Consider the following 19,593-nt stretch of genomic DNA (forward strand, 5'->3'; position numbering starts at 1 on the left):
CGTGCTCCCGGTGTGCCGGCCGGAAGTCCTCGTACTGGACGTACTCGGGCTTTCGGCCGGTGCGGCGAGAGGGCGTGCCGGGCGTCGCGACGGGGTGAACGCTGCCTGTTGCGGCGCTGGCTCCTGGGAGAACCGGTCACGACGGCATCCGGTCCCCGAGGAGTGCCAGGTTCTCGATGGCGGCGAGGCCGTAGAGCGCGGTGTCGTTGGTGGACACCCAGGCGGCCTCGCTGCCCGGCACCAGGGTGGCGGGCCCGCTCAGTGCCTCCGTCCGCCAGGGCGCGGACTCCTTGTAGCCGTCGGAGTTGTAGAACTTCTCCCAGGCCCGCTTGGCGAGTTTGTCGTCCCCGGTCTGGACGGCGGCGTACGCGTCGAGGCGGGAGTGGCCCTGGAACAGCAGCAGGGTGCCGAAGTTGGAGCCGTAGCGGGCCGCCTGCTCGGCCTTGGTGGCGTTGAAGTAGCGGCAGTAGTCGAAGTAGGCCTCGTCGAACTTCGGCATGTCCACGAGGTGGATCAGCTCGGCGCACAGCTCGTTGAGGCCGAAGACGGCCGAGAGGTGCGAGACGCCGACGGCGGGCTTCTCGGCGACGGCGAACTTCCCGGTGTCCAGGTCGTAGAGGCCGGTGCCCTGGACGAAGCCGTTGGGCTGGGCGGCGATCGTCTCCATCGTCGACAGCACGCGCGCCCTGGCCTTCTCCCATTTGGGGCCCTTGCGCTCCCACTCCGTGAGCCAGGCCGACACCAGGCCGCTCCAGTCCGTGCCGAAGCCGATCGACAGGGCGTGCCGGTCGGGGGTGTACGGCTCGGTGCGGATCTTGCGGATCGGGTCCAGGACGAGGAACGTCTCGTCGGAGTCGAAGTTGGCGTGCATGAGGTCGCCGACCCGCTCGTCCGCCGTGAGGAAGTAGTAGTAGCGGCGGTACGTCGTGTTGGCGATGCGCTGCTGTTTGGCGCTGTCGGCGTAGTGCTGGACGCCGTGCCGGGTGCCGAGGCCGGCCCACTGGCCGAGGTGGTACACGTCCACCTCGCCGGTGTGCCGGGTCATCGCCTCGGCGAAGCGGAAGATGTCCGACCGGCCGCTGCGCAGGTACGCGAACCAGAGCCAGAGGTCCGGCGACAGCTCGGAGTTGTCCCAGGCGTAGCCGCCGATGTCGTAACGCCACTGGTGCCGCACGGTGTCGTAGGTGTGCATGATGTCGCCGTAGTCCCAGAAGCCGTACCAGCGGCGCTGCTCCACCTGGTCCTTGTAGTAGGTGAAGAGGAAGTCGAGGTGGTCCTCGATCTTCGCCTTGGCGGGGGTGGAGCGGTCCGGCTCGGAGTAGAGGCCCGGACCGAAGACCTGGGCCTTGATGAGCTGCCTGGGCGGGGCGGCGAGCTGGGGCAGCACCCGGACGGCCTCGACCTGTTCGGCGAGCTGCGCGGGGGGAGGCGTCGACTCGTTCGCCCAGAAGAGGAGTTCGGAGGTGCGGGCGATGCCGTAGGGGGTGCCGAAGCCGGGCTCGTAGTCCTCGTAGGTGATGTTGAGGCCCTCGAGCTGTTCGGCGAAGGTGTCCTGCTCCATGCCGTCGTGGTAGAAGCGCAGGTCCATGGGCTGCGCCTCGGGCGACCAGAGCCAGAGGGTGACCTCGGCCGCCTCGGTCTGGGCGTCGCGGATGTCGAGCTGGGCGGGGAACTTCTCCCAGAAGTCCCGCAGTCCGAAGGAGAGTCCGCCGCTCGCCCCGCCGACGTACCCGAAGCCGGAGGCGCGCCTGCCGCCGCCGGCGCCGATCCAGCCGTGGCCCTTCTTGGTGCGCTTGCGCACGGTGAAGCCGTCGGCGGAGAGCTGGGAGAGGGTGTAGTCGCCCCATTCGGGGATGTACTGGAGCCGGGTGGTGACGCGCTGGTCCCAGGTGGCCGGGTCGGGCAGCTTCTCCCCCGCGTACTGGGCCGCCTGCACGGCCGCGCCCGGGTCGCGGCGCAGGCCGGTGATGCCCTTGACGGCCTCGCGCAGCAGCCCGGTGCCCTCGCCGCCGATGCGGATGTGACGGTCGTGGGCCGCGTCGCGCATCGGGACGGTGAAGCGCACGCCGAGGCCGCGGATGAAGTCGCCACTGGCCTTGCCGGGCTCCTGCGTACCGTCGTAGGTGATGGTGTGCACCATGCGGAAGGAGTCGGCGCCCGCGTAGAAGTAGAGGCGGATCGAGAAGGGCAGCCAACTGCGGCTGCCCTTGCGGTGCTTGCCGTCGATGCGGACGACGGCGCGGACCGGGCCCTCCTGCTCGACGGTGACGGCGTCGACGGCCCCGTCGAAGCGCTCGGTCTTGACGGCGCCCTGGTCCCCGTCCTCGATCTCCGGCTGCCGGATCAGCACCAGACGGCCGTTCCTGGCGATCTCGGTGGAGCCGCGGGTGACCGACTTGACGAGGGTGGCGCCGGACTTGCCGATCTTCACGGTGATGACACCGGTCGACACGTCGATGGTGCCGCCGCTCTTGTCGACGGTGACCTTCCTGGCGGGGGCGGCCGGTGCCCCGGCGGCCAGGGTGAGCTTGCCGTTGCCCGAGCTCACCGCGTGGGCGGTCCACTTGAGCGAGCCGTCCGGCCAGTAGGCGATCGGCCAGGACTGCACGGGGACGGCCTTGCCGTCGGCGTCCGTCAGCGCGAAGGTCTGGTCCTCCCGGTGGACGCCCATCGGCCAGGGCACACCGAGGGTGGAACCGGGGGCGGCGCCGAGGCCGCCGTCCTCCAGCCAGTCCAGGGTGACCGGGTCGGTGTCCGCGGGTGCCGTCGCGGGGGCGGCCTCGGCGTTCTTCGTCCCTAGCGCCCAGGAGAACTGTGCGGCGGCTCCGGCGACGGCCGCCGCCTTGAGGAGGGACCTGCGGGGGATGGGAGACATGGGATGCTGCCTTTCCTTCCGTGCGGAATGCAGGGGGTGGTCAGGGGCATGACAGATTGAGGTCCGGCGCCCGGGGCGCCGGCCCGGAGAGGGGCACCGCCCGTCAGCGGTGCCGGTGACGCTCCTCGACGGCGACGGCCGCCGCCGCGACGGCCCCCAGCACGGGGACCGCCAGCGGCGCGACGAACAGGGCGGACAGCGCCACGACGCCCAGCCCGCCGACGATCAGGAAGGACCCCGCGGGGTCGAGCACCGTCCGGCGTCCGGCGTCCGCGAGCAGGGCCCGCCAGGAGGCTCCCGGCGTCCAGACGGCCGCCGCCCGCAGCAGGGCCACGACCATCCCGATCAGCGCGAACAGACCGACGGCCCCGACGACCGGCCCGCCGGGCAGCCCGGCCCGCGCGGCCTGGACGTCCACCCAGACCGCTGCGCCCGCCGCCCACCCGGCGAGCCCGACGGCCCACCCGCGGCGCAGGGCGGCCCGGAAGTCCGCCACGAACTCCCGCAGGCCGCCGCCCTCATGACGCGTACGCCGTCGCAGATGCCGTGCGCCGGCGGCGAGGGCGGCGGGGTAGGTGACGACCCCGAGACAGGCCACGGCGATCCACACGCCGGTGAGCAGACACTCGGCGAACACCGCGAAGCGCTCGCCGGACACGGACTCCCTGCGCGGGCGCTCCTTGCGCGGGGCGCGCTCCTTCACGCGTGCTTGCGCCATGGTGACCGCCTCAGCCCTTCAGTCCGGACGTCGCCATACCGTCGATGAGATAGCGCTGGAAGGCCATGAAGAAGGCGATGACCGGCACCAGCGCCACCAGCGACATCGCGATCATGCTGCCGTAGTTGGAGATGCCCTCCTGGTCGCGGAACATCATCAGGCCGAGCGAGACGGTGTACTTCTCGGGGGTGTTGAGGTAGATCAACGGCCCCATGAAGTCGTTCCACGCGTTGATGAAGGTGAAGATGGCGCTGGTGATGAGGGCGGGCCGGCACAGCGGCAGCACGATGGACCAGTAGGTCCTCAGGTGGCCGCAGCCGTCGAGTTTGGCGGCCTCGTCCAGCTCGCGCGGCAGCCCGCGCATGAACTGCACCATCAGGAAGACGAAGAACGCCTCCGTGGCCAGGAACTTGCCCGCGACGAGCGGCACCAGCGTGTCGACGAGCTCCAGGTTGCGGAACATCACGTACTGCGGGATGAGCAGGACGTGATACGGCAGCAGCAACGTGCCGATCATCAGCGTGAACAGCAGGTTCCGGCCGGCGAACCGGATCTTGGCGAAGGCGTACGCGGTCAGCGAGCTGGACACCACGACACCGACCACGGCGAGAACCGCGTACATCAGCGAGTTGACGAAGAAGCTGCTGATGGAGATGCCGGAGATGCCGTCGGCGAGTCCGGAGAAGTTCGCCCAGACCGGCTCGGCGGGCAGCAGGTCGAGGCTGGCGATGATGTCCTTGCTCGGCTTGAACGAGGCTCCGACCACCCAGACCACGGGATACAGGACGACCGCGAGGATGACGAGAGCGCCCACGTGCCAGGCGATCGATCCGGTGCGCCGCCGCTCGTCCGCGGTACGCACGGCAGGGCTGGTGGCAGTGGTCACTTGGCGGCCTCCTCGTAGTGCACCCACTTCTTCTGCGACCAGAACAGGACCGCCGTGACGAGCGCCACCGCGACCACCAGCGTCCAGGCCATCGCGGAGGCGAAGCCCATCTGGGCCTCCTTGAAGCCCTTCTGGTAGAGGTAACAGGTGTAGACGAGCGTGGCGTCGGCGGGCCCGCACCGGGTGTCGGAGACGACGTACGCCGAGCCGAACACCTGGAACGCGTGGATGGACTCCAGCAGCACGTTGAAGAACAGCACCGGGGAGATCATCGGAAGCGTGATGTTCCAGAACCTGCGGAAGGGTCCGGCCCCGTCCACCTCGGCGGCCTCGTACAGCTCCCGCGGAACCTGCTTGAGGCCGGCCAGGAAGATGACCATGGGAGCACCGAACTGCCAGATGCTCAGGGCCACCAGGGCGTAGAGGACGTAGTCCGGGTTGCCGATCCAGCCGCCCACGTCGAGACCGAAGATCTTCTGCGTGCGGTCCACGACCGCGTCGTCCGAGAACAGCGCCCGCCACACGAAACCCACCGAGACGCTGGCGCCGATGAGCGAGGGCATGTAGAACGCGGCCCGGTACAGGCCCTGGCCGCGCCGCTTCTGCGCGAGCAGCAGCGCGACGCCGAGCGCGAGCAGCAGCTTCAGCGGAGTGGCCACGACGACGTACTTCAGCGTGACCTCCACCGACTTCTGCCAGCGCGGGTCCTCGAACATCGTCGTGAAGTTGTCCAGCCCCACCCACCGGGGCGGCGTGAACAGGTTGTAGCTGGTGAACGCGTAGTAGAGGGACGCGATCATCGGCCCCGCCGTGAGGAGCAGGAACCCCGCGATCCACGGCGACATGAAGAGGTAGCCGGCGAGGTTCTCGCGGCGCCGCCCGCGCCGCCCGGCGACGGGAGCGGCGGACCGCTTCCCGGCCGGGCGCGCGGGCGCTTCCTTGACGAGCGTCATGACGGTACGTCCCCTCAGCCCGCGAACGCGGCCTTGGCCTCGCTGAACAGCGCCTTGGCGGCGGCGGACGGCTTGGACTTGCCCTGGGCGACCTCACCGCCCAGCCGCAGGAACGCCGCCTCGATGACGTCGGCGCCGGACGGGTGCGGGGTGATCTTCCCGAGCACGCCGGCCGCGGCGACCTCCTCCTCGTACGCCTTGACACCCTTGTTGTTGTCGTCGGTGGGCGTGAACGCCTCGTACTGCTCGGTCGTGGCGAGGATGCCGCGGTCGTAGCCCATGATCTTGCCCACCTCGGGGTCGTGCACCATGAAGTCGATGAACTGCGCGGCCTCCTTGGGGTGCTTGGTCCCCGAGAAGGCGCTCAGCATCAGCGAACCGAGGTACTGACCGGTGTCCTTGCCGTTGGTGGTCGGGATCGGCGCGAGCCCGTAGTCCGACTCGCCCTCGCCCTGGTAGCGGATGGAGAAGTTGTCCCAGGTGAACTCGGACGCGGCGAGGCCCGCCGAGAGACCGGACTTCGGCTTGGCCTGCTCGATCTTCTTCGGATCGGCGACCAGCCCGGACTTCACACGCTTGTACCCGTCCTCCCACCACTGCGTCAGATCGTCCTCGGTGAATCCGAGGTCGGAGTCGGTGAAGAAGGCCTTGCCGTTCTGGCGCAGGTACAGGTCGTAGAGGTACATGATGCTGAAGTAGCCGGTGTCGCCGGCGATCTTCAGCTTGTCCTGGATCGTCTGGAGCGCGTCGAAGTACTCGTCCCAGGTCCAGCCGAACTTCGCCTCGACGCCCGCCTTCTTGAAGGCGTTGAGGTCGATGACGAGCGCCATGGTGTTGGCGCCGACCGGGACGCCGGTCTGCTTGCCGTCGACCTGACCGTTCGCCAGGACGCCGTTGCGGAAGTTCTCCAGGTTCAGATTCCCGGCGTCCGCCTGTGTCTTGAGATCCATCAGGACACCGCGCTTGTCGTACTTGCGCAGAAAACCGACCGCGTTCTGGAAAACGTCCGGCGGATTCCCACCGGAGGCCTGGGTCTGGAACTTCTCCCAGAACGCCTCGTAGTCGGTGAATTCAGGCTTGATCTTGATCTTCGGGAACTTCTTCTCGAAGAGTGCGATCGTCTTCTTGATCGCAATGGTGCGCGGCTCGCCGCCCCACCAAGCGTAACGGAGCGTCACCGTCCCGTCCGAGGAGGCGCCCCCGCTCCCTCCGCAGCCCGTGGTCGCGGCCAGGCCGAGCGTCGCCGCCGTGGCCCCCGCGACCTTCAGGATCGTTCGCCTCTCCACATTCCCGCTGGTTCCCACAGCCGGCCTCCTCGCAGCGTCGTTGCCGCTTGCATGAATCGTTTCAAGAAAGCGCTTGCTGGCACAAGGTACGAGTGGGCTGGGGGAGCGTCAATGATTCGGACAGGAATTTCTCGATCGGCGGCCGCGGGGCTTCGGGGCACCGTGGAGCCGACGCAGCGCCATCAGCAGGGCGAACGCGCAGGTCGGGCGCGCCCGTTCGGCCGACCGGACAGCAGTCGGCGGTTCGCGCGGCCACCGCGGGCGGCTGAAATGCGCCTGACACGGTGGGGTGGGACGGGAGGGGCGGCGGGAGGCGGGGCGGCGCCGGGGCGGGTGACCTGCTCGGGAGAGCGGAAGATCTCGGGACGTGCCGCTCGGGTGCCGCGGAGACGGGACCGGTCGGTGCCTGGTCCCGTGCGGACCGGGTTCTCGATCGATCCCTCCACGGAGAACGTGATGGATCCCGGCCGTCGCCCCGATCACTCGCCCGATCACCCGTCCGGTCGTCCGTCCGGTCGCCTGATCGCGGCCAGGACGGCAGATCCCCAGATCGGCGTTCCGACGCCGGAGCGCGGGACCATGGGCTGCTCCGCGGGCACCTCGATCTCGGACCGCACGATGCCGGCCGGCCACGCCAGGTCGATCCGCGGCGGCCGTCACGCCGACCTGTAGTGAACCCCCGCCCGAGGTCGCCCCGCGGAGGCTCCACACAGGACCATCGCGACGGGGCCGGCCGCTGGGAGCAGGTCACCGGAGGCAGGTCGCCGGGGGCCGGTCGCAAGGGCGCGGTAGCAGGAACCGGAAGGGCCGGCGCGAGCCGCGCCCGAGGTCAGCGGTCACGGGCCTGCCACCGCGACGGGGGCCGTCGGCGACCGTACGCCTCCGCGCACATCCGCGACGCGGGGCGTGCGGGCCTTCGCGGGCGGCGCGGCAGTCCGGGAGAGCCGCGCACACGACGGCGGCCCGTCTGCTCTGTCGCAGACGGGCCGCCGTGCCGGGTGGGCGATACTGGGTTCGAACCAGTGACCTCTTCGGTGTGAACGAAGCGCTCTCCCACTGAGCTAATCGCCCGGGCGCAGGAAGTACATTACCGCATGTCAGCGGGTCCCCGTGACCATGGTCGGGTCGCCCCCGCGCCTCGGCGGCGATTCACTGGTCCTTGATCTTCCAGGGCATCACGACCCCGAACTTCCACACGTAGAAGCCGACGACGGCCGCGATGATCACGAGTCCGATCGAGGTCAGGATGATGTTGCGGCGTCTGACCTTCGGGTCGAGGGCGCGCTGCGCCGCCTCGGTGACCTTGCGTTTGGTCCAGCGCAGCACCAGCTGGGCCCAGACGAACTCGGTCGCCCAGATCGCCATGCCGCCGAAGATCACGACCCAGCCGGGCCCGGGCAGCGGCAGCATGATGATGCCGGCGACCACGACCGCGAGACCGACGACGAAGATCCCGACCTGCCAGCTCAGGTGCAGGACCCGGCGGGCCTTGACGAACTGCGGAGCCCGGGAACCGAGGGCCTGTTCCTGCTGCTCCGCCGCCCCGTCCGACCTCGCGTCGTTCGCCGCCATGGCTACCTCGCCCGGAGCGTCACTCCCCGTATTCATACAGCCAAACCCTACCCGAGAGATTCGAGTCACCGTAATGGTGGTACTCCGCGATCATCCTCTGGGCCGGAAGAGTTACATAAACGCACGCAAACCACGCAGAGGGGTTTACAACGGCACCGTAGGTGGCATGTCGATTTCGCCGACGTGCGAATCCCCGAGCGCACACTGAGCGAAAGGCCCTGGCGCTTATGAACACCACGGTCAGCTGCGAGCTGCACCTGCGCCTCGTTGTGTCGAGCGAGTCCTCCCTGCCTGTCCCCGCAGGCCTGCGGTACGACACGGCCGACCCCTACGCCGTGCACGCCACCTTCCACACCGGAGCCGAGGAAACCGTCGAGTGGGTGTTCGCCCGCGACCTCCTCGCGGAGGGCCTGCACCGGCCCACGGGCACCGGCGATGTCCGAGTCTGGCCGTCGCGCAGCCACGGTCAGGGCGTCGTCTGCATCGCCCTGAGCTCCCCGGAGGGGGAAGCACTGCTCGAGGCCCCGGCGCGGGCCCTGGAATCCTTCCTGAAGCGGACGGACGCGGCCGTGCCCCCGGGCACGGAGCACCGTCACTTCGACCTCGATCAGGAGCTCTCGCACATCCTGGCGGAAAGCTAGGGAGAGGGCTCCCACTGAGCCGCCCGGCGCCGTCCACTCGGGGAGACGGCTCGGGCTCGGACAACAACCGCATAGGGCATGCGCCGACGCCGCGCCACGGTTCTCCGTGGGGCGGCGTCGGCGTGCGTGCCGGGCCCCGTGGCCGCCGCCCCCGTCCGCCGCGGACGGCTGCGCGATTCCGGCATCGACCGACCGGTGGCCCGACGGCCCGGTACGGCTACCATCGGCCAGCATCGGCGGGCGCCCGCCCGACCCTCCAGGCCAGGGAGCGAAACGTGCTGATCACCCACGACACCCGGTGTGCGCTCGATGCCGTGGTGGATCTGGTGAACACCGCACCGGAGGACGACACCACTCCGGACGGGCTGCCTGATGTCGCCACCCTCGGGGATTTCGTGCGAAAGCACGAGATCAGCGACGTCGGCGTGCTCTCCGAGTTCGATCTGTCCGCGGTGCGCAAGGTCCGGGGGCGGTTCGCCCGGATCTTCGCGGCTCCGGACCCCCGCGCCGCCGCCGCGCTCATCAACGAGCTGGTCGCCGCCGCGGGCACCACCCCCCGGCTCACCGACCACGACGGCTACGACTGGCATGTGCACTACTTCGCCCCCGGCGCCTCGATCGCGGACCATCTCGCGGCGGACTGCGGGATGGCCCTGGCCTTCTTCGTGGTGGCCGGGGAGCAGGAGCGGCTGCGGCGCTGCGAGGCCCCGGACTGCCGTCGCGCCTTCGTCGACCTCTCCCGCAACCGGTCACGCCGGTACTGCGACAGCCGCACCTGCGGCAACCGCCTGCATGTGGCCGCCTACCGGGCGCGCCGCAAGGAGGCGGCGGGCTGAGGCCCCCGCCCTCGACGCCGACGCGGCCCCGGCGGGTGGCGCCGGGGACCGCAGGTACGGCTCAGAGCAGCAGCAGGTCGTGCAGCGAGGCCATGAGCAGCAGACACCCGATCACCGCCAGGAAGATCATCAGCGGTGGCTGGGAAAGGGCGAAGAGGCACCCGCGCGGCTCTTCCTGAGGGGGCGCGGCATCACTCTGTGTCGTGTCCAGCATCTCGCGGGCGATGATGACGCAGGCGGTGTGCCGTACGCGATCAGCGTGCCCGGATTGAGCGGTTGTTCGCTGAATTCCGTGATGTCGGTTTCCGGCTGTGATCACTTCCGCGCGCGTGCGGCCCGACTGTGTCGTTTCCGCCGAGGGGCGGTCCTGGCGTGCGAGACCCCGTCAGTCGCGGTGACGCACTGGCGCCGGGCCGTCACCGGCCACCGGCACCGCTTCATATGCCGTGCTTCTTGAGGATGGCCTCGATGTCGCTGAAGTCGTCCGAGGGAGTCGCCCGGGGCGCGGCGGCGGGGCGGGAGGCGGGCCGGGCGCCCTGGCCCAGCGAGGGAGCCGACGCGGTCGGCGACACGGCGCCGGTCGGTGCGGAGCGCGCCGCCGCCCTGCGCTCCTTGCGGGTGCCGCCACCCCTGCGGCGCTCGACCACGCGGGTCGTCGCGAACAGTGCCCAGGCGGCGCCGAGGACGCCGAAGCCGGCCCAGGCCGTCGGGCTGAAGGCGGTGTCGGCGGCCCACTCGACGATCCCGGTCATCACCAGGCCGAGGGGCACCAGCGCGTAGGCCGCTGTACGGGCCGCCGCCAGGAAATGCCTGCGGTACGCCGTGACGGCCGCGATGCCCAGGCCGGCCGCGGCGACGGCGGAACACACGGTCTCGGCAATCATCCGGTCCTCCAGACACGGGACACTCGGGCAGAGGCGGTACGGCTCCGCACCGCCGCGGGGGCGGCGCTTCGCTCCTCCATCGTGCACCTGCGAGTGGCCCCCGGGCCATGCCTCAGCCGGACATCAGGGACATCTCCGGGTCGGCTCCTCCCCAGGTGCCGGTGGACGTCGTACGCCGCGGCGGTGGGGGCCGTCCGGCTTGGGGGGCCGGGGCGTGGGCTGGAAGACTGGGGGCATGAGCCACTCCTCCCCCGCGGCCGTCCCGGCGCCCGATTCCGCCCGTCCCGCCGTCGTCCTCGACATCTGGTGCGAGCTCCAGTGCCCGGACTGCCGTACCGCCCTGGCCGATCTCCGCGCCCTGCGCGAGCGCTACGGCGACCGGCTGGAGCCGCGACTGCGGCACTTCCCGCTGGAGAAGCACCGGCACGCCTTCGCCGCGGCCCAGGCCGCCGAGGAGGCCGCGGCGCAGGGGCGGGGCTGGCCGTACGTGGAGGCGGTGCTGGCGCGGGTCGAGGAACTGGACCGTGGGGGAGAACCCTTCCTGGTCGAGGTGGCGCGGGAACTGGGTCTGGACGCCGAGGAGTTCGACACGGCGCTCATCGACGGGCGGCACATCCTGATCGTCGACGCCGACCAGGCCGAGGGCAAGGCGATCGGTGTCACCGGCACGCCGACGTACGTCATCGGCGGCGAGCGCCTCGACGGCGGCAAGAGCCAGGAGGGGCTCCGCGAGCGCGTCGAGGAGATCGCGGACCGGTTGCTGGCCGGGCAGGGCTGAGGCGTCTCAGAGCAGCTGCTTGTAGAGGGAGTACCCCACCGGCACGTAGCCGAGTGAGTCGTAGAGGCGCTCGGCGGGCGTGTTCCCCTCGAAGACGTTGAGGCCGATGACGGGCTTGCCGGCGGCGATCGACTGGGCCTCGGCCAGCAGCATCAGGGTGCGGCCGTGGCCCCGGCCGCGGAAGGGCTCGTCGGTCTGGACGTCGAACACGAAGGCCTTGTCGCCGGCGAAGGACATCCACAGCGTGCCGACCCGGCTGCCCTCGTGCTCCAGGACGCTGAACAGCATGTCCTCGGTGGCCACGCCCCGCGGCAGCTGGTCGTCCCGCCGGGACTTGGCCCAGGCCTCCTCCTCGGGGACACCGCGGTCGATCCACTCCCGCGCGTACTCCACGACGCCCCGCCGGCGCCAGGGCCCGAACTCGGCCTCGGTCATGGGTCTGGCCCGGCTGCCGTGGGGCAGCCGGGGCGCTGCGGTGCCGAGCGGCTTCTCCATCCCGCGGTTGCGGTGGACGTACCCGAGCGCGTGCGCCAGCCGCAGGGCGGCCGCGGCCTCGGCGGGCACCCGGATCTCGATCCTCCGGCACCCCCAGCCGCGCGCCACCTCCTCGGCGGCGAGCGCGGCGACCGCACCCCGGCCACGCCCGCGGTCGGTCTCCTCGACGCGCAGATCGTCGATGCGGGCGACCGCCGGACCGAAGTCGGGATGGGTCGAGAGGTGGACCGCACCCACGGGGCGGCTGTTCACGCACACCTGGAAGCGACGGGACAGTGCCCCGTCGGCGCTGCGCTGGAGCGGCTCGGTCGGCCGCAGGGTCGTGGTCATCACGGGTGTTCTACCCGCTGCCGCGCCTGGAGTCAGCCGAATGACCGGGGCGGGCGGGGAAGGTGCCGGCAGGGGCTCAGGGGTCCAGGTCGTCGGCCGCCCGTTCGTCGAAGACGCGCATCGCCTTGGCGGTCACGGACCCCGCGGCGCCCGGCAGTTCGCGGCCGTCGACGCGGTGCACGGCCTGGACGTCCCGCAGGGTGGAGGTGAGGAAGACCTCGTCGGCGCGCTCCAGCACGTCCAGCGGCAGGTCGGTCTCCTTGGCGCCGGTCCACTCGACGGCCAACTCACGGGTGATGCCCGCAAGGCAGCCGGAGGCGAGCGGCGGGGTGTGGATCTCGCCGTCCAGGACGACGAAGACGTTCGATCCGGTGCCCTCGCAGAGCCGACCGGCCGTGTTGCCGAACAGCGCCTCGGTGGCGCCGTGCCGGTGGGCGCGGGCCAGGGCGACGACGTTCTCGGCGTACGACGTCGTCTTCAGGCCGGTGAGGGCACCGCGCTCGTTGCGGGTCCAGGGGACCGTGATCGCGGCCGTGGAGTCGGGGCGGCGGCCGGTCTCGCCGAGGGCGACGACGAGGGTCGGCCCGTGCTCGCCGCGGTCGGAACCGAGCGGCCCGTGGCCTCCGGTGTAGGTGATGCGGAGCCGGCCGAGCGGCATCGGGTTCGCGGCCAGGACGGCGGCGCAGGCGCGGCGGACCTCGTCGAGGTCGGGGTCGGGCAGGCCGAGACCGCGCGCGGAGCGGGTCAGCCGGTCGAGGTGCCTGGTGAGCGCGAACGTCCCGCCGTCCACCGCCTTCACGGTCTCGAAGATGCCGTCGCCCACGGTCAGGCCGTGGTCGAAGACGGAGACACGGGCGGACTCGCTGTCCTGCAGCCCGCCGTCGAGCCAGATCTTCACGTCAGTCCCTCTCCACTCACCTCGTACGCTCCCGACGCTACCGCGAGCAGTCGGGACGCCTTCAGCTCGGTCTCCCGCCACTCCGCCTCGGGGTCGGAGCCCCAGGTGATGCCGGCTCCGGTGCCGAAGCGCAGGACGTCGGCCTCGCGGTCGATCCAGAAGGTGCGTATGCCGACGGCCAGCTCGCCGGTGCCCCGGTCGGCGTCGACCCAGCCGACGCCGCCGCAGTACGGGCCGCGCGGTGCCGTCTCCAGTTCGTCGATGATCCGCAGGGCACTGGACTTGGGGGCGCCGGTGACCGAGCCCGGCGGGAACGCGGCGGCGAGCAACTCGGGCCAGCCGGCGTCCTCGCGCAGCTCGCCGCGGACCGTGGACACGAGGTGGACCAGGCCCGGGTGCTTCTCCACGGCGCACAGGTCGGGCACGGTCACGCTGCCGGTGGCGCAGACCCGGCCGAAGTCGTTGCGGACCAGGTCCACGATCATCACGTTCTCGGTGTGGTCCTTCTCGAGGAGGTCCGCCTCGGTGCGTCCGGTCCCCTTGATGGGCCCGGACTCCACGACCCGCCCGTCCCGCCGCAGGAACAGCTCCGGGGACGCGGTGGCGATCTCGACCCCGTGCTCCGGCAGCCGAATCGTTCCGGCATACGGTGCCGGGTTGCCGCGGGCGAGCAGGGCCGTCAACGCGTCCGGGTCGGCGCCGCGGGGCAGCGGCGCGGACAGCACCCGGCACAGGTTCGCCTGGTAGACCTCGCCGGCCGCGATGCAGGCACGGATCCGGCGCACCCCGGCCGTGTACGCCGCGCGATCCAGGGACGACGTCCAGTCACCGGCCGCGGGCCCCCGCCACTCCCCCGGCACCGGAGCGGGCACCGGCTCGACCCGTACGTCGGCGAAACGGGCGCAGACCAGACGGCCCTCGAAATCGGCGGACACGGCCCAGAAACCGGTGGAGTCCAGGGCCTGAGGGTCTTCCGTGACGTCGAGGAGGCCGGTGGCGACGCGGTCGCCGAAGCGGGCGAGAGGAGGGAGGTCGAGCACGGTGTCGAGTCTAGGGCGGGTGTCCCGGAGGTGGCCCGGCGATGTCCCGGCGGTGGCCCGGGCGGGTGCCCGGCGGGGCGCAGCGCAGCACGCTGCACAAACGCGTTTTTGTACTGGCCCCGGAATCCGCTAGAGTTCAACTCGTCGCCGGGCCGCGGGAGCGGACCGAAACGACAGGCGGACGTAGCTCAGTTGGTAGAGCGCAACCTTGCCAAGGTTGAGGTCGCGAGTTCGAGCCTCGTCGTCCGCTCGAAGGAAGAAGGGGGCTTCCCGGCCCCCTACACTCCTGGTGGAGTGGCCGAGAGGCGAGGCAACGGCCTGCAAAGCCGTCTACACGGGTTCAAATCCCGTCTCCACCTCCAAGGACGATTAGCTCAGCGGGAGAGCGCTTCCCTGACACGGAAGAGGTCACTGGTTCAATCCCAGTATCGTCCACTGGATCTTCGGATCCCCCGCGCGATTAGCTCAGCGGGAGAGCGCTTCCCTGACACGGAAGAGGTCACTGGTTCAATCCCAGTATCGCGCACGCAGCATCCGCGGCCCCCGGCCGTGATCACCCCGAGGACGATTAGCTCAGCGGGAGAGCGCTTCCCTGACACGGAAGAGGTCACTGGTTCAATCCCAGTATCGTCCACACACCGGAGCCCCCGGCCGCCCAGCGCGGTCGGGGGCTCCTTCGTGTGCGCGGCTCAGCTGGAGAAGAGCATGTGCCCGAAGCTCTTGTGGCGCTTGTGCCCGTAGTGACCGCCGTGGCCGCCGTGCGGGGCGCCCCAGGCGGGAGCGGCCGGGGCGGCGGGGTACGCCTGCGGGGCGGGCGGGGGCGGCGGGGCCTGCTGGGTCCACTGGGACTCCACGCGGGTCAGCGCCTCCAGCTCGCCGTAGTCGAGGAAGATTCCCCTGCAGTTGCTGCACTGCTCGATCTGGACGCCGTTGCGGTTGTACGTGTGCATCGGGGCGTGGCACTTCGGACACTGCATGTTTCGGCTCAACTCCTCGCCGGTCGGTCCTGCTTCGTCTGTCACCAGGACAGACTCTGTCCCGCTGCGGTCGGTTGCACCCTACTTCGCGGAGTGCGGCACCGACGGGGCAGATGCCGACGGTGCCGGTGCCGGACCCATGCGCGCGCAGGCGTCGACGAGGGACCGCTCGATCTCGTCCGGCTCCCTGCCCCCGGCGAGGGCCTTGGTGAGGGCACGGGCGGCGGTCTGGACGGTGAGGGCACGGGCCGGGACGTCGAGGACGGGCCAGGGGTCGCCCTCGGCGGGGACGGCGGGGCCGCCCGCCTGCCGGTAGGCGGTCAGGAAACGGGTCCACTCCTCGGGCGGGAGCAGCCCGCAGGCGTACCAGGCGGCGGGGCGGGCCAGGTCCCAGGCGGGGACTCCGACGCCCAGGTCGTCGATGTCGATGAGGCGCCACGGGCCGTCGGGGGCAGGGTGGCGGACCAGCTGCCCGAGGTGGAGGTCTCCGTGGCAGACGGTGGTGTCATCGGGCATCGGGCCCTCGCCGCGGGCCCAGGCGGGCAGGCGGGTCCAGGCGCTCAGGACGGGACCGGCCTCGGGAGGGCCCCCCGCTTCACGGAGGCGGGCCACGGCACGGGCGGCCTTGGCCGGCCCGCGCATCGGAGGCAGCGGGATCGGCGCGGGGGTGCGGTGGAGGCGGGCGAGGAGGCTGCCGGCGGCTTCCCAGGGGGCGGCGTCCGGGTCCTGCGGGTCCACGGGGGCGCCGTACGGCCAGAAAGTGACGAGCCGGGTGTCGAGGACGGTGGGCGTCGGGGTGAGCGGGGGCAGGAAGACGTCGGGGAGGCGGGTGGCGGTGATGAGGCGGGGGACGAGGGCGGCGTGGTCGGTGTCCGGGGCGTGGGCCTTGGCGACGGTGTCGGCGTGGCGGACGACGGTGGCGTCGGGGCGGTCGGCGAGGGTGGCCGCGCCGCAGGGACAGGCGGGGGTGCGGGTGTGCGCGTGGGCTCGGGCGCGGGAGGTGAGTCCGGCGAGCAGGGGGTGGGTGGGCACGGGGCTCCCTGGGGCGGTGCGGGTCTGCTCCGCAGGGTACGGGGGCGGGGTGTCGGAGGACGGTGCCGCTGCGGGGCGAGGGGGGTTTCGCCCCCGCCGCGCCTTCCCCTCCCGCCCCGGGGGGGCTGCGCCCCCGGACCCCCGCTTCGGCCCGAACGGCCTCGCCCTCAAGCTCTCCCGGAGGGCGCGCCCCCGGACGGGCTGAGTGCGCCGGGGGCTTCTGAAAGGGCAATGCCGGCGCAGCTCCCCAGCTGCGCCGGCATTTTTGCCGTCCGCCGCACCCCCGTCCCCACGGGGTTTCATGGATGGATGTCCCCGCCCGGACCGCTCTTCCGGGCCTGGGGTCGCCGCTCAGCGCCCCAGCATCACACCCACGGACGACGCCTGTGTGGCCACTGTCTCCCAGCCGTCGAAGACGACGAGGAGCAGGACCGCCAGGGGGAGGGCCATGACCGTCGCCACCAGGGGGTGGCGGCGGCCCGTACGGCGGGGTCGCGCGGTGCGGAGGTGCGTCCGCGGTGCCGTGTGGGCCATGGTCCCTCTCCTGACCGTTCTCCGTTGTCCTTGGCGAGCAGCGGGTGTCTGACCTCGGGGGACGAGTGCTGCACCCGCCGCTCGACCTCAAATCTAGGCGTGCGGCGGGCGTCGGGCGTCATGCCCTCGTACCGATTGCCGGGCCTCCCGGAGGATGAGCCGTGACCTGCGGAGTACTCCCCTGGGTGGAGACGGGGTCCCGGGTCTCGGGGTCTTCCCGGAGGGGGTGCCCGGTGCGGGCCGGTTTTCCCCAACTGTCCTCACCGGGTGACTTCGCTCACTTCCACCACCCCTGCGCGCCCCCCGGTCCCCACCCGGCGGCCCGCTCGACCGGCCACCTCGTCATGGGTTCGCGTCGTCCCGCCGGCGTCGACGGCGCTCTCCGCCCGGTCGGCCCGCACGGGTTCAATCCCCCTTGCGCGACTGGTGGTTGTGATCACGGGAAAAGCGAAGTGAGCCTGTCCGCCGGGTCTCTGACCACTCTTCACGTCCCCCGCCCGGCACGGACAATCGGTGGGACCGAGAGGGCGCGGCCTCTGCGCGCGAGCGGCCGTGGAAACGTAAGCTGTGCCACGTCACACGGACCGGGCAGCGGGGATGAACATGGCGATGATGCGCCTGAGGCGCGAGGACCCGCGCGTCGTCGGCTCGTTCAAGCTTCACCGACGGCTCGGCGCGGGCGGGATGGGCGTCGTCTACCTGGGCTCCGACAAGAAGGGGCAGCGGGTCGCGCTGAAGGTGATCCGGCCCGATCTGGCCGAGGACCAGGAGTTCCGGTCGCGGTTCGCGCGTGAGGTGTCGGCGGCACGGCGGATCCGGGGCGGGTGCACCGCCCGGCTGGTCGCGGCGGACCTGGACGCCGACCGGCCGTGGTTCGCCACCCAGTACGTGCCCGGCCCCTCGCTGCACGACAAGGTCGCCGACGACGGTCCCGTCGGAGCGGCCGAGCTGGCGTCGATCGGGGCCGCCCTGTCGGAGGGGCTCGTCGCCGTTCACGAGGCCGGGGTCGTGCACCGGGACCTGAAGCCCTCGAACATCCTGCTCTCCCCCAAGGGCCCGCGGATCATCGACTTCGGCATCGCCTGGGCGACGGGTGCCTCCACGCTCACGCACGTCGGTACGGCGGTCGGCTCCCCCGGGTTCCTCGCGCCGGAGCAGGTGCGCGGTGCGCTCGTCACCCCGGCCACCGACGTCTTCTCGCTCGGCGCCACCCTCGCGTACGCCTCGACCGCCGACTCCCCCTTCGGGCACGGCAGTTCCGAGGTGATGCTGTACCGGGTGGTGCACGAGGAGCCCCATCTGCACGGCGTACCCGACGCCCTGGCCCCGCTGATCCGGGCCTGTCTGGCGAAGGACCCGCAGGAGCGGCCCAGCACGCTCGATCTCTCGCTGCGGCTGAAGGAGATCGCGGCCCGTGAGGCCCACGGTCCGGCCGAGGTCCGGCCGCCCGCACCGCGTGCGGGTGAGGCCGACCGGGCCACCGGGCGGCTGACCGACACCGGCTACCCGGAGCGCACGCTGCGGCAGCCCGGTCCGCCGCCGTCCCGCGGCGGGGTGCCGTCCTCGCGCGGGGCCGCGCCGCCCAGGGGCGGGACGCCCTCGCGCGGCGGCAGCGCCTCGCGCGGCGGCGGCACCCCCTCGTCCCGTTCGGGGGCCCGGCCGACCCCGGCGTCCCGCAACACGGGCTCCTCCCGCAACACGGGCTCCTCGCGGAACACGGGCTCCTCCCGCAACACCCGTTCCGGCAGCGGCAGCAGACCCGCGCCGCGCAGCGGGACCGGCCGGCGGACATCGCGCGCCACGGGCACCGGGCTGCGGCCCGCCAATCCACGGCTGCTGCGGCAGCGGCTGTTCGTCTTCGTCGTGGTGACGCTGCTCGTGGCGCTCGGCATCGCGGTCGTCCAGGGCTGTCAGGGCCCGGCCCGGGGGCTCGGCGACGAGAACGACGTCGTACGGCACCGGCACCAGGCGCAGGCGGACGTGCGGGAGGCCGGTGGCGGACCCGGTAGGTGGTCGCCCGCGAGGGCGGACGGGGCCTACGCCGACGGGCGGCCCGTCGCGACGGCGTAGAAGGCGACGGCGGCAGCGGCGCCCACGTTGAGGGAGTCGACGCCGTGGGACATGGGGATGCGGACCCATTCGTCGGCGGCGACCAGGGCCTGGGTGGAGAGGCCGTCGCCCTCCGCGCCGAGCATGAGCGCGACCCGGTCCATGGTGTGGGGCGCCGCCTCGTCCAGGCTGCCGGCCTTCTCGTCGGGGGTGAGGGCGAGCAGCGTGAAGCCGGCCTCGCGGACCGAGTCCAGGCCCTTGGGCCAGGTGTCCAGGCGGGCGTACGGCACGGAGAAGACCGCCCCCATCGAGACCTTCACGCTGCGGCGGTAGAGGGGGTCGGCGCAGTCCGGGGAGAGCAGGACCGCGTCCATGCCGAGGGCCGCCGCGGAGCGGAAGATCGCGCCGATGTTGGTGTGGTCGTTGACCGATTCCATGATCACGACGCGGCGGGCGGTGTGCAGGAGTTCCGCCGCGGCCGGGAGCGGCTTGCGCTGCATGGAGGCCAGGGCGCCCCGGTGCACGTGGTAGCCGGTGACCCGCTCGGCGAGCTCCGGGCTGACGGCGTAGACCGGGGCCGGGAGCTCGTCGACGACGTCGCGCATGACGTCGACCCACTTGGCGGACAGCAGCATCGAGCGCATCTCGTAGCCGGATTCCTTGGCCCGTCTGATGACCTTCTCGCCCTCGGCGATGAACAGGCCCTCGGCGGGCTCGCGTCGGCGGCGCAGCTCCACGTCGGTGAGGCCGGTGTAGTCGCGCAGGCGCGGGTCGTCGGGATCCTCGATGGTGATGAGATCGGCCACAGC

19 protein-coding genes and 6 tRNA genes are annotated in these 19,593 nt (G+C 71.7%); 9 read left to right on the forward strand and 16 right to left on the reverse strand.

Features of this window, described 5'->3' with window-relative positions; translation table 11 throughout:
- Positions 1-136: 136 nt before the first annotated feature.
- The 7 genes from ACIP5W_RS14465 to ACIP5W_RS14495 form a co-directional block, all read right to left on the reverse strand.
- Positions 137-2,875 (reverse strand): Tat pathway signal sequence domain protein, encoded by a 2,739-nt coding sequence (locus ACIP5W_RS14465; protein ID WP_401471964.1) that lies wholly within the window; start codon positions 2,873-2,875, stop codon positions 137-139.
- Between the two features lie 103 nt (positions 2,876-2,978).
- On the reverse strand, positions 2,979-3,593 hold the full coding sequence (locus tag ACIP5W_RS14470; RefSeq protein WP_401471967.1) for a hypothetical protein: 615 nt from the start codon (positions 3,591-3,593) through the stop codon (positions 2,979-2,981).
- Positions 3,594-3,603: 10 nt separating this feature from the next.
- The gene (locus ACIP5W_RS14475; protein ID WP_401471970.1) at positions 3,604-4,479 is read right to left on the reverse strand and encodes a carbohydrate ABC transporter permease; all 876 of its coding nucleotides are present in this window, start codon (positions 4,477-4,479) and stop codon (positions 3,604-3,606) included.
- A complete protein-coding gene (locus tag ACIP5W_RS14480; protein ID WP_401471973.1) occupies positions 4,476-5,432 on the reverse strand; it encodes a carbohydrate ABC transporter permease in 957 nt (318 codons plus the stop codon). The genes ACIP5W_RS14475 and ACIP5W_RS14480 overlap by 4 nt, the downstream gene beginning before the upstream one ends.
- A 14-nt stretch (positions 5,433-5,446) precedes the next feature.
- Positions 5,447-6,736, reverse strand: coding sequence for an extracellular solute-binding protein (locus ACIP5W_RS14485; RefSeq protein ID WP_401471976.1), 1,290 nt, complete (start codon positions 6,734-6,736; stop codon positions 5,447-5,449).
- A 981-nt stretch (positions 6,737-7,717) separates the two neighbouring features.
- Positions 7,718-7,789 (reverse strand) — tRNA-Val (locus tag ACIP5W_RS14490).
- Between the two features lie 78 nt (positions 7,790-7,867).
- Positions 7,868-8,326, reverse strand: a complete 459-nt coding sequence (locus tag ACIP5W_RS14495) for a TIGR02611 family protein (protein WP_401471979.1) — start codon at positions 8,324-8,326, stop codon at positions 7,868-7,870.
- 191 nt (positions 8,327-8,517) lie between these two features.
- Here ACIP5W_RS14495 and ACIP5W_RS14500 point away from each other — a divergent pair, with 191 nt between their 5' ends.
- Both ACIP5W_RS14500 and ACIP5W_RS14505 read left to right on the forward strand, forming a co-directional pair.
- The gene (locus ACIP5W_RS14500) at positions 8,518-8,931 is read left to right on the forward strand and encodes an SsgA family sporulation/cell division regulator (protein ID WP_004002642.1); all 414 of its coding nucleotides are present in this window, start codon (positions 8,518-8,520) and stop codon (positions 8,929-8,931) included.
- A gap of 275 nt (positions 8,932-9,206) precedes the next feature.
- The gene (locus tag ACIP5W_RS14505) at positions 9,207-9,767 is read left to right on the forward strand and encodes a CGNR zinc finger domain-containing protein (protein WP_363089128.1); all 561 of its coding nucleotides are present in this window, start codon (positions 9,207-9,209) and stop codon (positions 9,765-9,767) included.
- A 61-nt stretch (positions 9,768-9,828) separates the two neighbouring features.
- On the opposite strand, the gene ACIP5W_RS14510 is transcribed toward ACIP5W_RS14505, so the two are convergent.
- Positions 9,829-9,981 carry a hypothetical protein gene (locus ACIP5W_RS14510; protein WP_401471982.1) on the reverse strand — a complete coding sequence of 51 codons (153 nt, stop codon included), beginning with the start codon at positions 9,979-9,981 and terminating at the stop codon, positions 9,829-9,831.
- Between the two features lie 223 nt (positions 9,982-10,204).
- Positions 10,205-10,651, reverse strand: a complete 447-nt coding sequence (locus ACIP5W_RS14515) for a hypothetical protein (RefSeq protein ID WP_401471985.1) — start codon at positions 10,649-10,651, stop codon at positions 10,205-10,207.
- 235 nt (positions 10,652-10,886) lie between these two features.
- On the opposite strand from ACIP5W_RS14515, the gene ACIP5W_RS14520 reads away from it, so the two are divergent.
- Complete coding sequence (locus tag ACIP5W_RS14520) at positions 10,887-11,429, forward strand: DsbA family protein (RefSeq protein WP_401471988.1); 543 nt, start codon at positions 10,887-10,889, stop codon at positions 11,427-11,429.
- Between the two features lie 6 nt (positions 11,430-11,435).
- Here ACIP5W_RS14520 and ACIP5W_RS14525 read toward each other — a convergent pair whose 3' ends face one another.
- From ACIP5W_RS14525 to ACIP5W_RS14535, 3 genes are all read right to left on the reverse strand, one after another.
- Positions 11,436-12,254 (reverse strand): GNAT family N-acetyltransferase, encoded by an 819-nt coding sequence (locus ACIP5W_RS14525; protein WP_401471991.1) that lies wholly within the window; start codon positions 12,252-12,254, stop codon positions 11,436-11,438.
- A gap of 76 nt (positions 12,255-12,330) precedes the next feature.
- Positions 12,331-13,152 (reverse strand): aminotransferase class IV, encoded by an 822-nt coding sequence (locus ACIP5W_RS14530; RefSeq protein ID WP_401471994.1) that lies wholly within the window; start codon positions 13,150-13,152, stop codon positions 12,331-12,333.
- Positions 13,149-14,192: a chorismate-binding protein gene (locus ACIP5W_RS14535; protein ID WP_401471997.1), complete on the reverse strand. Its 1,044-nt coding sequence runs from the start codon at positions 14,190-14,192 to the stop codon at positions 13,149-13,151. The genes ACIP5W_RS14530 and ACIP5W_RS14535 overlap by 4 nt, the downstream gene beginning before the upstream one ends.
- A 177-nt stretch (positions 14,193-14,369) precedes the next feature.
- Between ACIP5W_RS14535 and ACIP5W_RS14540 the strand changes: the two genes are divergently transcribed.
- The 5 genes from ACIP5W_RS14540 to ACIP5W_RS14560 all read left to right on the forward strand — a co-directional run bounded on the left by ACIP5W_RS14540 (position 14,370) and on the right by ACIP5W_RS14560 (position 14,826).
- A tRNA-Gly gene (locus ACIP5W_RS14540) sits at positions 14,370-14,442 on the forward strand.
- Between the two features lie 38 nt (positions 14,443-14,480).
- Positions 14,481-14,554 (forward strand) — tRNA-Cys (locus ACIP5W_RS14545).
- Position 14,555: 1 nt separating this feature from the next.
- Positions 14,556-14,627: transfer RNA gene (locus ACIP5W_RS14550), tRNA-Val, on the forward strand.
- A 19-nt stretch (positions 14,628-14,646) separates the two neighbouring features.
- A tRNA-Val gene (locus ACIP5W_RS14555) sits at positions 14,647-14,718 on the forward strand.
- A 36-nt stretch (positions 14,719-14,754) separates the two neighbouring features.
- Positions 14,755-14,826 (forward strand) — tRNA-Val (locus ACIP5W_RS14560).
- Positions 14,827-14,881: 55 nt separating this feature from the next.
- Here ACIP5W_RS14560 and ACIP5W_RS14565 read toward each other — a convergent pair.
- The 3 genes from ACIP5W_RS14565 to ACIP5W_RS14575 all read right to left on the reverse strand — a co-directional run bounded on the left by ACIP5W_RS14565 (position 14,882) and on the right by ACIP5W_RS14575 (position 16,735).
- Positions 14,882-15,169 (reverse strand): zf-TFIIB domain-containing protein, encoded by a 288-nt coding sequence (locus ACIP5W_RS14565; protein ID WP_401472000.1) that lies wholly within the window; start codon positions 15,167-15,169, stop codon positions 14,882-14,884.
- An 81-nt stretch (positions 15,170-15,250) separates the two neighbouring features.
- A complete protein-coding gene (locus ACIP5W_RS14570; RefSeq protein ID WP_401472003.1) occupies positions 15,251-16,201 on the reverse strand; it encodes a phosphotransferase family protein in 951 nt (316 codons plus the stop codon).
- Between the two features lie 351 nt (positions 16,202-16,552).
- The gene (locus ACIP5W_RS14575; RefSeq protein WP_363089137.1) at positions 16,553-16,735 is read right to left on the reverse strand and encodes a hypothetical protein; all 183 of its coding nucleotides are present in this window, start codon (positions 16,733-16,735) and stop codon (positions 16,553-16,555) included.
- A 597-nt stretch (positions 16,736-17,332) separates the two neighbouring features.
- On the opposite strand from ACIP5W_RS14575, the gene ACIP5W_RS14580 reads away from it, so the two are divergent.
- The gene (locus ACIP5W_RS14580) at positions 17,333-18,805 is read left to right on the forward strand and encodes a protein kinase (protein WP_401472619.1); all 1,473 of its coding nucleotides are present in this window, start codon (positions 17,333-17,335) and stop codon (positions 18,803-18,805) included.
- On the opposite strand, the gene ACIP5W_RS14585 is transcribed toward ACIP5W_RS14580, so the two are convergent.
- Positions 18,772-19,590: a TrmH family RNA methyltransferase gene (locus ACIP5W_RS14585; RefSeq protein ID WP_401472007.1), complete on the reverse strand. Its 819-nt coding sequence runs from the start codon at positions 19,588-19,590 to the stop codon at positions 18,772-18,774. The genes ACIP5W_RS14580 and ACIP5W_RS14585 overlap by 34 nt on opposite strands.
- Positions 19,591-19,593 lie beyond the last annotated feature (3 nt).

Origin of the sequence: Streptomyces sp. NPDC088766, from assembly GCF_044750845.1 — a bacterium.
In the GTDB taxonomy this organism is placed as follows: Bacteria; Actinomycetota; Actinomycetes; order Streptomycetales; family Streptomycetaceae; genus Streptomyces.

Excerpts from the sequence above, each read along its gene's own strand:
- ACIP5W_RS14525 (WP_401471991.1), bottom strand. The coding sequence starts at position 12,254 with ATGACCACGACCCTGCGGCCGACCGAGCCGCTCCAGCGCAGCGCCGAC.
- ACIP5W_RS14465 (WP_401471964.1), bottom strand. The coding sequence starts at position 2,875 with ATGTCTCCCATCCCCCGCAGGTCCCTCCTCAAGGCGGCGGCCGTCGCC.
- ACIP5W_RS14580 (WP_401472619.1), top strand. The coding sequence starts at position 17,333 with ATGAACATGGCGATGATGCGCCTGAGGCGCGAGGACCCGCGCGTCGTC.
- ACIP5W_RS14500 (WP_004002642.1), top strand. The coding sequence starts at position 8,518 with ATGAACACCACGGTCAGCTGCGAGCTGCACCTGCGCCTCGTTGTGTCG.
- ACIP5W_RS14480 (WP_401471973.1), bottom strand. The coding sequence starts at position 5,432 with ATGACGCTCGTCAAGGAAGCGCCCGCGCGCCCGGCCGGGAAGCGGTCC.
- ACIP5W_RS14495 (WP_401471979.1), bottom strand. The coding sequence starts at position 8,326 with ATGAATACGGGGAGTGACGCTCCGGGCGAGGTAGCCATGGCGGCGAAC.
- ACIP5W_RS14470 (WP_401471967.1), bottom strand. The coding sequence starts at position 3,593 with ATGGCGCAAGCACGCGTGAAGGAGCGCGCCCCGCGCAAGGAGCGCCCG.
- ACIP5W_RS14515 (WP_401471985.1), bottom strand. The coding sequence starts at position 10,651 with ATGATTGCCGAGACCGTGTGTTCCGCCGTCGCCGCGGCCGGCCTGGGC.
- ACIP5W_RS14565 (WP_401472000.1), bottom strand. The coding sequence starts at position 15,169 with ATGCAGTGTCCGAAGTGCCACGCCCCGATGCACACGTACAACCGCAAC.
- ACIP5W_RS14510 (WP_401471982.1), bottom strand. The coding sequence starts at position 9,981 with ATGCTGGACACGACACAGAGTGATGCCGCGCCCCCTCAGGAAGAGCCG.
- ACIP5W_RS14520 (WP_401471988.1), top strand. The coding sequence starts at position 10,887 with ATGAGCCACTCCTCCCCCGCGGCCGTCCCGGCGCCCGATTCCGCCCGT.
- ACIP5W_RS14575 (WP_363089137.1), bottom strand. The coding sequence starts at position 16,735 with ATGGCCCACACGGCACCGCGGACGCACCTCCGCACCGCGCGACCCCGC.